Genomic DNA, 10,419 nt, shown 5'->3' on the forward strand with positions numbered 1-10,419 from the left:
TCTGGCACCCATCTTCTTGAAATTATTAACGATATTCTCGACCTCTCGAAAGTCGCCGCTGGTAAATTCGAGTTGATGGAACAGGCCTTCGATATCGATCACACGATTGATTCCTGCGCGCAATTGATGCGCGACCGGGCGATAGGCGCTAAATTGGCGCTGCATACCGATGTTCCATCCCATTTACCGCAGCTTTATGGCGATGAATTGCGCATCAAGCAGGTCATTATCAATCTGCTCGGCAATGCGATTAAATTCACTATGCCAGGCGGCCAAGTTTGGGTTGCGGCACGGACGCGGGAGGATAGCGGGATCGATCTGATCGTCGGAGATACCGGCATCGGTATGCGTCCGCAGGATATTCCGAAAGCGCTCTCGGCCTTCGGGCAGATCGAAAGCGTCCTCAGCCGCTCGCACCAGGGCACCGGCTTGGGGTTGCCTTTGGTGCAGGCGTTCTGTGAAATGCATCAGGCGAAATTCACGATCGACAGTTCTCCCGGCGTTGGTACCATCGTGACCGTCACCTTTCCCGGCAGTCGGGTGCGGAACGTTGCTCTTTAAGAAGATCTATAAGCCGATGCCAAGCCTGTCCCATCTCGATCATCTCGTACTCGCCGTCAAAGATATGGCGGCAAGCCTCGATTTTTATTGCCGCGTGCTGGGCTGTACCGAAGTGACGTTCGGGGCCGGGCGCAAGGCGGTGGCCTTCGGGGCGCAGAAGATCAATTTGAAGCTCTGGACGCCGGAACTCGCCGATATTCCGTGCGAAGCGCGGGTTCCGATGACTGGTTCCGCCGACCTTTGCTTTCTGAGCGGCACACCCGTTGCGGAGTGGATCGCCCATCTCGCCGCCTGCGGGGTTGCGCTGGAGGAGGGGCCGGTGCTGCGCACGGGGGCGCTGGGGCCGATCCTATCGATCTACTGCCGCGACCCGGATGGAAATCTGATTGAAATTGCTAATGCGCAGCCGGTCTCCGGCCTTTAGTTCCTTTTTTGAAAGTTAAACGAATGTCCGATGCCGCGTTCAACTCCGCCGTCCATTGCCCGCCGGGAACCCCGATTGCCGATTGTCCGGCGGGGGCACCCGCCATTCGCGTGCTGGCGATGCCCGCCGATACCAATCCTTCGGGCGATATTTTCGGCGGCTGGCTGCTCTCGCAAATGGATATCGCCGGGGCCACGGTGGCCGTCGAACGCTCAGCGGGGCGGGTGGTGACGATTGCCGTTGAAGGCATGAGCTTTCTCAAACCCGTCCATGTCGGCGATTTGGTTAGCTTTTATGCGGTGATCGAAAAGACCGGGCGCACGTCGATCCGTGTGCGCATCGACGCCTGGGCCAAGCGCGGCCGTACTGGCTCTGAAGAGCGGGTAACGGAGGGCGTCTTCACCTATGTCGCCATCGATGAGGATCGTCGGTCCCGCCCGCTACCCTCCGTTTGAGGCGAAACCGGCGGGCAGCGGTTGCCGCTGGGCTCTCCCCCCTCTATAGTCGCCGCCGACTTTAGGTTTTTGGTTTTGGGAAGCGCGTAAAGATGCTGCAAGCGATGCGTGGCCGTTCCGCCACTTGGGTTACTCGAATTCTGTTTTCGTTGATCGCCCTCAGTTTTCTGGGGTGGGGGATCACCGACTATGTTCGCCCCCCAACGCCGGGTACGCAGACGGCCTTGACCGTGGGCGACCGCAAGATGAACGGGATGGAAGTCCAACGCCTGCTCGGCCCGCAGCTCGATCAAATGCGCGCCATGTTCGGCGGCATCGACCGGGAGCAGGCCAAACGCTTCGGCCTTGTCGATCAAGCGTTGGATCAGTTGATTGCCCGCCTCGTCGTCGATCAAGAATCGGCCCGTCTCGGGCTGCTGATTTCCGATGACGTGTTGCGCCAGACCATTCAAACCAACCCGGCCTTTTTGGGCGCAACCGGCCAGTTTGACCGGGCACGCTTCGTGGCCGTGTTGGCGCAGGCGGGCTATAGCGAAGCCTCGTTCTTGGCCCAGTTGCGCGGCGATCTATCGCGCGCGGCGCTGACGATTGCGCTCGCTGCCGGTGCCCAAGTGCCCGATGCCGTGGTGGAGCGCCTGCTGACCTACCGGCTGGAAAAGCGCGTCGCCGAGTTCGCGTTCCTGACCCCCGACATGGCCCCGATCCCGCCGACGCCGACGGAAGAGGCGCTGCAAGCCTTCTATAAGGAAAATCCACAGCGCTTCACCGCGCCGGAACGCCGGGCGGGCAAGCTGCTGGTGCTGGATGCGCCCTCGGTCGCCGAACAGGTGCAGATCGCCGAAAAAGACCTGCGCGCGGCGTTCGAAACGCGGATTGATGAGTTCCAGCAGCCCGAACGCCGCCTGATCGAACAGATTCTGCTGAACGACGAAGCTGCCGCTAAAGCCGCCAGCGATAAGCTCGCCGCTGGGGCCGATTTCCCCACGGTTGCGGTGGAAGCGGGGCAATCGGCGGATAGTCTAGTTTTAGGCGATATTACAAAGAATGATCTGCCCGATCCGGCTTTGGGCGCGGCGGCCTTCGGGTTGGCGCAGCCGGGCGTGACCGCGCCGGTTAAAACCGCCTTCGGTTTTCACATTCTGCGCGTCGTTACGATTACGCCGGGCGTCGAAGCCAATTTCGAGGCGGTCAAAACCCCGCTTGAGGCCAGTTTGAAGGAAGAGCGCGCCTTGGATTTGATGTTCGAGCGCTCGAATAAGATCGAAGACCTGCTGTCGGCGGGCGGTACGCTCGAAGATGCGGCGGGCAGTTCGGGCGCGCGGCTGGTTGATCTGCCGAGCATCGACCGGCGCGGGCAATTGGCCGATGGGACGGAATTACCCGCCGATCTCACGGGCCGCGCCCAGGTTATCCCGACGCTCTTCGCCACCGAGACCGGCAAGACCAGCCGCTTGCTCGAAATCGGCGGCAAGGCCTTCGTCGCGGTCCGCACCGGCGAGATTACGCCCGCAACCGTGCAGCCGTTCGAGAGCATCCGCGAGATCATCATTGCCGCCTGGACCGATTCCCAGCGCGATGCGGCCTTGGCCGCGCAAGCCGAAGCGGTGGCGACGGCAGTGCGGGCCGGAAAATCATTGGCGGAGGCCGCGCAGGGCATTCGCACCAGCGAGCCTTTCGACCGGCGCGGCACGCTTGGCGGCCGATCTGCCCCCCGCGCCGACGGTGCAAACGGGTCTGTTCGATGCGCCCGCCGTGGGGGCAATCGTCACCGGCAAAGCGGSAGCGGCTATATCGTCGCCCGGCTCACCGCCATTCAGCCGCCGAGCGCCGAGGAAGCCGCCACGGCCCGCGCCGCGCTGAAGGCCGAATTGGGCGAGCAAGCCAAGAATGACGCCATCACCGCCGTCCGCCAGGGTCTGCAAAGCCGCTATCCGGTAACGCAGGACCGCGCGGCCCTCGATAAGCTGTTCTAGCCTGCCGATGCGCGTTGCTGCGCTCATCGTTGCCGGGGGCAGCGGCACCCGTTTCGGCGGGGAGATACCGAAGCAGTACCGCCGCCTCGCCGGAGTGCCCGTACTGCGCCGGGCGTTGCTGGCCTTCCTGAACCATCCCGGCATCGATAGCGTGCAGGTGGTGATCCGGGCCGAGGATGCGGCGCTTTATGCCGATGCCGTCACCGGGCTCGACCTGCCGCCGCCGGTGATCGGCGGGGGCGGATCGGCAGGAGTCGGTACGGCTCGGGCTGGAGGCCCTGGCCGCCAACGCCGCCGATGGCGTTCTGATTCACGATGCCGCGCGGCCCCTGGTGCTGGCGGCGACCCTTGATGCCGTTCTGGCGGCGATTGAACCCGGCATCGGGGCGATTGCCGCGCTGCCGGTTGCCGACACGCTCTGGCGTGGACCGGAGGGCGCGTGCGAAGCGCTCGTCGACCGACAGAACCTCTGGCGCGCACAAACCCCGCAGGGCTTCGTTTTTTCCGATATTCTAGCGGCCCATCGGCGGGCACAGGGCCAGAGCCTGACCGATGATGCCGCCGTCGCCAAAGCCGCTGGGCTTACCGTTCGCCTCGTGCCCGGTAGCGACGCGGCGGCGAAGATCACCACGGAGGCCGATTTGATCCGCGCCGAAAGCCAATTGCGCCAGCGCTTAACCGATGTGCGCGTCGGCACCGGGTTTGATGTGCATGCCTTTGCCGAGGGCGACCATGTGACGCTCTGTGGTCTGCCGATCCCGCACCATCGCGGCCTTGCCGGGCATTCCGACGCCGATGTCGGCCTGCACGCGCTGACCGACGCTATTCTGGGGGCGCTGGCGGCGGGCGATATCGGCCAGCATTTCCCGCCCACGGACGCACGCTGGAAAGGCGCGGATTCCGCCGTCTTTCTGCGCCATGCCGCCAGCCTCGTGACGGCGCGCGGCGGCGTGATTGCGCATCTGGATGTGACCTTGATCTGCGAGCGACCTAAGATCGGCCCGCACCGGGGCGCAATGCAGGCGCGGCTTGCCGATCTGCTGGGCTTGCCGCTGGATCGGGTCAGCGTTAAAGCGACAACAACCGAAAAACTCGGGTTTACCGGGCGGGAAGAGGGGATTGCGGCGCAAGCCGTTGCCACAATCCGCCTGCCCGAACAGGAATAGGAGAAGCCGCATGTCCTCCCGTCTGCCGCCGGGCATGCCCTGGCACCACCCGATTGCCCTGCTGTCGACTTGGTTCGGCTCCGGGCTCATCCCATTCGCCTCGGGAACCTGGGGCTCGCTGGCGGCGCTGCCGTTTGCAGCGGCGATTGCCTGGGCGTTCGGGCCGACCGCGCTGATTCCGGCAGCCCTGCTGGTGTTCGGCGTCGGGATTTGGGCAAGCCAGCGCTATGCCGAAGCCCTGGGTAAGGATGATCCGTCGCCGGTTGTGATTGATGAAGTCGCGGGGCAGTTTCTGACCCTCTCCATCGTTCCCATCGATCCGCTGCTGTATTTGCTGGGGTTTCTGATTTTCCGCGCCGCCGATATCTGGAAGCCGTTCCCGGCCAATTGGGCCGATCAAAAGCTCGAAGGCGGTTTGGGCATTATGCTCGACGATCTGATAGCCGGGGCCTATAGCGCAATTGCGCTCTGGGCGATCTATACATGGCTGATCTGATCGCGCTTGCTACCAAGGTTCTAAGCGCCGCCCGCACGCAGGGACTTCGGATCGGCACGGTTGAAAGCTGCACGGGCGGGCTGATTGCGGGCGCGTTGACCGAGATTGCGGGATCGAGCGACGTTGTGCAGGGCGGGCTCGTCACCTATTCCAATGATTTAAAAATGGCGCTGGCCGGGGTTCCTGAAGCGGTGCTGATGGCCCACGGTGCCGTCTCGCCGCAAACTGCTGAGGCGATGGTGTCGGGGTTGCTCGCGCGCCTGCCCACGGTCGATGTTGGCGTTGCCGTTACCGGCATTGCCGGGCCGGGGGGCGGGTCGCCCGAAAAGCCCGTCGGCCTCGTCTATCTCGCCACTCTTAAGCGCGGGCAGGGGGTGACGGTCGAGCGGCAAGTTTTCCCCGGAAACCGGGCCGAAATTCGTCAGGCAACCGTAACGCGGGCCTTGCAGATGCTCGCCGACGCCCTGGTTCTTTAACAACAATAGATTGAAGGAAACGCCGATGACCGCCCTGAAGCCCCTGATTGCCGGAAACTGGAAGATGGTTGGCCTGCCCGACGATCTTGGCCGCTTTGCCGAGGCGATGCGGGCCTGGGGCGGCACCAGCCGGGGCGATTTGCTGATCTGCCCGCCCGCGACGCTGATTGGGGCGGCGGTGCAGGCGTTCAACGGTTTGGGCATCGCGGTCGGCGGGCAAGATTGCCACGCGAAAGCGTCGGGCGCGCATACGGGCGATATCGCCGCGCCGATGATTGCGGCTGCGGGCGGGGCTTTCGTCATCGTCGGCCATTCGGAACGCCGCGCCGATCATGCCGAAACTGACGCCCAGGTTCGCGCTAAGGCCGAAGCCGCGCTAGCGGCGGGATTGACGCCGATTATCTGCATCGGCGAGCAGCTTCAACAGCGCCAAGCCGGGGAAACCCTGGCCGTGGTCGAAGCCAGCCTGCGCGCATCGCTCCCCGAAGGCGATTTAGCCCGTCTCGTCATCGCTTACGAGCCGGTCTGGGCGATTGGCACCGGCCTTACCGCCAATGCCGACCAGATCGCCGAAGTCCATGCGCACTTGCGCCAAGTGCTGACCTCTATCCACGCGAGCGGCGCGCAGGTGAAGCTACTCTACGGCGGTTCGGTGAAGCCGGGCAATGCGGTGGAAATTTTAAGCGTCGCCGATGTCAACGGCGTTCTCGTCGGCGGGGCCAGCCTGATTGCGGCAGATTTCCAGGCTATCGCTATGGCCTGCCCGGCATAAGCGGCGAAACTGCGTATCAGAGGTTCTGTATTTGCCTCTGGTAACCAGCGTCATCCGGCGCTAAATACCTCCCATCCCTGCGGTGCGCGTGCGCCGCCCGTTTTATTGGTTGAGACTCGTTCATGCTGCAAACCGTTCTGATCGTTATCCATCTGTTGCTCGCCGTGTTCCTGGTCGGGATCATCCTGATTCAGCAGAGCGAAGGGGGCGGCTTGGGTCTCGGTGGCGGCGGTGGTGGTGGTGGTGGCTTTATGACCGCGCGCGGTACGGCGAATTTCCTGACGCGCACCACCGGCATTCTGGCGGGGGCCTTCATGATTACCAGCCTTGCGCTGGCGGTGGTGGCGAGCCGGGGCGCACCGGAGCGCAAATCGATCCTGGATGTTCCGGCGGCTCCGATTGAAGCCCCGACGCAGCCGAGCGTTCCGCTCGCAAAATAGTTTCGCGTTTCCAGTCGCGTTTTCTTCAGCCCCCTCGCAGCCCGCAGCAGCGAGGGCGGCTTTGATATTGAAAGTGAGGAGCGGGTGATGACGCGCTTTATCTTCATTACGGGCGGGGTTGTCTCCTCCCTCGGTAAGGGCATGGCCTCGGCGGCGCTGGGCGCGCTGTTGCAGGCGCGCGGCTTCAAGGTTCGCCTGCGCAAGCTCGACCCGTATCTGAACGTCGATCCCGGCACCATGTCGCCCTATCAGCACGGCGAAGTGTTCGTGACCGATGACGGCGCGGAAACCGATCTCGACCTCGGCCATTACGAGCGCTTTACCGGCGTCTCGGCGCGTCGTTCGGACAATGTCACCACGGGCCGGATTTATTCGGACGTTCTGACCAAGGAGCGTCGGGGCGATTATCTGGGGGCGACCATTCAGGTCATCCCGCATGTCACCGATGGTATCAAGAATTTCATTCGCTCGGACCTGACCGACGAGGATTTCTGCCTGGTCGAAATCGGCGGCACGGTGGGCGATATTGAAAGCCTGCCGTTCATCGAAGCCATTCGCCAGTTCGGCAATGAAATCGGCCGCGAACGGTCTTTGTTCATTCACCTGACGCTGGTGCCCTATATCGCGTCGGCGGGCGAGCATAAGACGAAGCCGACGCAGCATTCGGTGAAAGAACTGCTCTCGGTCGGGATTCAGCCCGATATTCTGCTGGTGCGCTGCGACCGGGTGATTCCGCCCGATGCCCTGCGCAAAATGGCGCAGTTCTGCAACGTCAAGCCGGGTCGGGTGATCCCTGCGATTGACGTCGATACCATCTATCAGGTGCCGATTGCCTACCATCAGGAAGGTTTTGACCGCGAAGTTCTGAGCTATTTCGGGCTGGAGCACCGCTCCCAGCACCCGGATCTGTCGAAATGGCAGCATATCGTCAGCCGAATCCGCAACCCGGAAGGCAATATCACCATTGCCGTGGTCGGCAAATATACCGAGCTGATGGATAGCTACAAATCGCTCTCGGAAGCCCTTACCCACGGCGGCATCGCCAATAATGTGCGGGTGAACTTGAAGTGGGTCGATGCCGAAATTTTCGAGCATGAGAACCCTTTGCCCAAGCTCGACGGGGTCGATGGGATTCTGGTGCCGGGCGGCTTCGGCGAGCGCGGCAGCCAAGGCAAGGTCGAAGCGGTGCGCTTCGCCCGCGAGCATAAGATTCCCTATTTCGGTATCTGCTTCGGGCTGCAAATGGCGGTGATCGAAGGCGCGCGCAACCTCGCCGGGATCGCCGGAGCGAACTCCAGCGAGTTCGGTGAGACGACGCAACCCGTTGTTGGTCTGATGACCGAATGGGTCAAAGGCAATACGGTCGAAGTGCGCGACGATCGCGGCGACCTCGGCGGCACGATGCGGCTTGGCACTTACCCGTGTGTGCTGGCAACCGACAGCAAGGCGCGTGAGGCCTATGGCGCGCCGCTGATTCACGAGCGCCACCGGCACCGCTACGAGGTGAATATCGCCTATCGCGACCAGTTGGAAAAGGTGGGCTACCGTTTCACCGGCATGTCGCCCGATGGCGAGTTGCCGGAGATTGTAGAATATCCCGATCACCCCTGGTTCGTCGGCGTGCAGTTCCATCCCGAGTTGAAATCGCGGCCCTTCCATCCGCATCCTTTGTTCACGGCGTTTGTGAAAGCCGCCGTGCAGCAAAGCCGCATCGTTTAAAGGGGCACGAGTATGAGCATTGCGCCGCATCGGATTGAGTTTTCCGGCAAAGCCCCCTTCACAATCGCCAATGATGCGCCGCTGGTGCTGATTGCCGGGCCCTGCCAGATCGAAAGCCGCCAACACGCCCACGAAATAGCCGCCGCACTGGTGGAGATCACTGGGCGCTTGGGCATGGGGCTGATCTATAAATCATCGTTCGATAAGGCAAACCGCACCTCGCTCAGCGCCCAGCGCGGCGCGGGGCTGGATGCGGGGCTCGATATTCTGGCCGATGTCCGTGCGACCTTCGGGTGCCCGGTCATCACCGATGTGCATGAGCCCGACCAATGCGCGATTGCCGCCCAAGCCGTCGATGTGCTGCAAATCCCAGCGTTTTTATGCCGTCAGACCAATCTTCTGGTCGCCGCTGGGGAAACCGGCAAGCCGATCAATGTGAAGAAAGGCCAGTTTCTTGCGCCGTGGGACATGAAGAATGTTGTGGCCAAGATTACCGCTACGGGCAATCCGCACGCGATGGTCTGCGAGCGCGGCGCGTCTTTTGGTTATAACACGTTGGTTTCCGATATGCGCAGTCTGCCGATTTTGGCGGAAACCGGGCAACCGGTGGTGTTCGACGCGACCCATTCGGTGCAGCAACCGGGCGGGCAGGGTACTACATCGGGCGGGCAGCGGATGTACGTGCCGACCGTGGCGCGCGCGGCGATTGCGGTCGGCGTGGCGGCGGTGTTCATCGAAACCCACCAAGACCCAGATTGTGCCCCTTCGGATGGGCCGAATATGGTGCCCATCGCAAAGCTCGAAACCCTCCTGGCCGATCTTCAGGCCTTCGACCGTTTGGCAAAAAGCCGAGGGGTTATGGAGTACGGAATCAATTGACTACAGCGCGCAAACGGGGCCACAACGGCCCCGTTTTGCTGTGTGCGCCCCAAAAAGTTTCAATCGAAAGGAAGCGTCTGCCATGTCCGCCATTACCGACATTCACGCCCGCCAAATCGTCGATAGCCGGGGTAACCCGACCATTGAAGTCGAAGTCTATCTAGAAAGCGGTGCGTTCGGCCGCGCGGCTGTGCCCTCGGGCGCGTCGACCGGCACCCATGAAGCCGTGGAACTGCGTGACGGTGATAAATCCGTCTATGGCGGCAAGGGCGTGCTGAAGGCCGTCGAAGCGGTCAATGGCGAGATTTTCGACGCGCTGGTCGGCGTCGACGCCGAAGAGCAGATCGCGATTGACGAACAGTTGATCGAGCTGGACGGCACGCCGAACAAGAGCCGCCTCGGTGGGAACGCCATTCTCGGCGTCAGCCTCGCGGTCGCCCATGCCGCCGCCGATGACAATGGCCTGCCGCTCTATCGCTACATCGGCGGCGTTTTCGCGCGCACTCTGCCGGTACCGCTGATGAATGTGCTGAACGGCGGCGCCCATGCCGATAATCCGCTCGATTTCCAGGAATTCATGATCGTCCCGGTCGGCGCGCCGAGCCTTTCGGAAGCCGTGCGCATGGGCGCGGAAGTGTTCCACGCCCTGAAGAAGCAGTTGAAGGATAAGGGCTACGCCACCAACGTCGGCGACGAAGGTGGCTTCGCCCCGAACCTCGCTAATGCCGACGATAGCCTTGGGTTCATCATGAAGGCGATTGAGGCGGCGGGCTATAAGCCGGGCGAGGACATTGCGCTCGCGCTCGATTCGGCCTCGTCGGAATTCTTCAAGGGCGGGCTCTATAAGCTCGACGGCGAAGGCAAGAGCCTGGATGCCGCCGGTATGGTCGCCTTCTACGAAGATCTCTGCGCGCGCTATCCGATCATCTCCATTGAAGACGGGATGGCCGAAGACGATTGGGCCGGCTGGAAGCATCTCACCGACCGTCTCGGCAGCAAGGTGCAGTTGGTCGGCGACGATCTGTTCGTTACCAACCCGAAGCGCCTCGCCGAAGGGA

Annotated in this window: 11 protein-coding genes and 1 pseudogene; all 12 read left to right on the plus strand. The window is 62.6% G+C overall.

Annotation, left to right across the window (positions count from 1 at the left end; genetic code table 11):
- The coding region (locus tag VZ95_RS09880) for a sensor histidine kinase (protein ID WP_045775694.1) at positions 1-561 on the plus strand (561 nt) is incomplete at its 5' end.
- Positions 562-577: 16 nt separating this feature from the next.
- Complete coding sequence (locus VZ95_RS09885) at positions 578-985, plus strand: VOC family protein (RefSeq protein WP_045775702.1); 408 nt, start codon at positions 578-580, stop codon at positions 983-985.
- 119 nt (positions 986-1,104) lie between these two features.
- Positions 1,105-1,440 (plus strand): acyl-CoA thioesterase, encoded by a 336-nt coding sequence (locus tag VZ95_RS09890; protein WP_045775703.1) that lies wholly within the window; start codon positions 1,105-1,107, stop codon positions 1,438-1,440.
- 92 nt (positions 1,441-1,532) lie between these two features.
- Positions 1,533-3,413 carry a SurA N-terminal domain-containing protein gene (locus VZ95_RS09895; protein WP_045775695.1) on the plus strand — a complete coding sequence of 627 codons (1,881 nt, stop codon included), beginning with the start codon at positions 1,533-1,535 and terminating at the stop codon, positions 3,411-3,413.
- 7 nt (positions 3,414-3,420) lie between these two features.
- A pseudogene (locus VZ95_RS28165) lies at positions 3,421-4,579 on the plus strand (bifunctional 2-C-methyl-D-erythritol 4-phosphate cytidylyltransferase/2-C-methyl-D-erythritol 2,4-cyclodiphosphate synthase).
- A gap of 10 nt (positions 4,580-4,589) precedes the next feature.
- Positions 4,590-5,075 (plus strand): phosphatidylglycerophosphatase A family protein, encoded by a 486-nt coding sequence (locus VZ95_RS09905; RefSeq protein WP_045775696.1) that lies wholly within the window; start codon positions 4,590-4,592, stop codon positions 5,073-5,075.
- Positions 5,063-5,551 carry a CinA family protein gene (locus VZ95_RS09910; RefSeq protein ID WP_045775697.1) on the plus strand — a complete coding sequence of 163 codons (489 nt, stop codon included), beginning with the start codon at positions 5,063-5,065 and terminating at the stop codon, positions 5,549-5,551. The genes VZ95_RS09905 and VZ95_RS09910 overlap by 13 nt, the downstream gene beginning before the upstream one ends.
- Before the next feature lie 25 nt (positions 5,552-5,576).
- Positions 5,577-6,323: a triose-phosphate isomerase gene (gene tpiA / locus VZ95_RS09915; RefSeq protein ID WP_045775698.1), complete on the plus strand. Its 747-nt coding sequence runs from the start codon at positions 5,577-5,579 to the stop codon at positions 6,321-6,323.
- Positions 6,324-6,445: 122 nt separating this feature from the next.
- Positions 6,446-6,763: a preprotein translocase subunit SecG gene (gene secG / locus VZ95_RS09920; RefSeq protein WP_408606079.1), complete on the plus strand. Its 318-nt coding sequence runs from the start codon at positions 6,446-6,448 to the stop codon at positions 6,761-6,763.
- An 87-nt stretch (positions 6,764-6,850) separates the two neighbouring features.
- A complete protein-coding gene (locus tag VZ95_RS09925; RefSeq protein WP_045775699.1) occupies positions 6,851-8,482 on the plus strand; it encodes a CTP synthase in 1,632 nt (543 codons plus the stop codon).
- Between the two features lie 12 nt (positions 8,483-8,494).
- Positions 8,495-9,361 (plus strand): 3-deoxy-8-phosphooctulonate synthase, encoded by an 867-nt coding sequence (kdsA, locus tag VZ95_RS09930; protein ID WP_045775700.1) that lies wholly within the window; start codon positions 8,495-8,497, stop codon positions 9,359-9,361.
- An 82-nt stretch (positions 9,362-9,443) separates the two neighbouring features.
- The coding region (gene eno / locus VZ95_RS09935) for a phosphopyruvate hydratase (RefSeq protein WP_045775701.1) at positions 9,444-10,419 on the plus strand (976 nt) is incomplete at its 3' end.

Origin of the sequence: Elstera litoralis (assembly GCF_000963705.1) — a bacterium.
Taxonomy (GTDB): Bacteria; Pseudomonadota; Alphaproteobacteria; order Elsterales; family Elsteraceae; genus Elstera; species Elstera litoralis.

What these genes read in the sequence shown, in the direction of transcription:
- VZ95_RS09885 (WP_045775702.1), top strand. Translation starts at nt 578, where the DNA reads ATGCCAAGCCTGTCCCATCTCGATCATCTCGTACTCGCCGTCAAAGAT.
- VZ95_RS09925 (WP_045775699.1), top strand. Translation starts at nt 6,851, where the DNA reads ATGACGCGCTTTATCTTCATTACGGGCGGGGTTGTCTCCTCCCTCGGT.
- VZ95_RS09905 (WP_045775696.1), top strand. Translation starts at nt 4,590, where the DNA reads ATGTCCTCCCGTCTGCCGCCGGGCATGCCCTGGCACCACCCGATTGCC.
- kdsA (WP_045775700.1), top strand. Translation starts at nt 8,495, where the DNA reads ATGAGCATTGCGCCGCATCGGATTGAGTTTTCCGGCAAAGCCCCCTTC.
- VZ95_RS09910 (WP_045775697.1), top strand. Translation starts at nt 5,063, where the DNA reads ATGGCTGATCTGATCGCGCTTGCTACCAAGGTTCTAAGCGCCGCCCGC.
- secG (WP_408606079.1), top strand. Translation starts at nt 6,446, where the DNA reads ATGCTGCAAACCGTTCTGATCGTTATCCATCTGTTGCTCGCCGTGTTC.
- tpiA (WP_045775698.1), top strand. Translation starts at nt 5,577, where the DNA reads ATGACCGCCCTGAAGCCCCTGATTGCCGGAAACTGGAAGATGGTTGGC.
- VZ95_RS09890 (WP_045775703.1), top strand. Translation starts at nt 1,105, where the DNA reads ATGCCCGCCGATACCAATCCTTCGGGCGATATTTTCGGCGGCTGGCTG.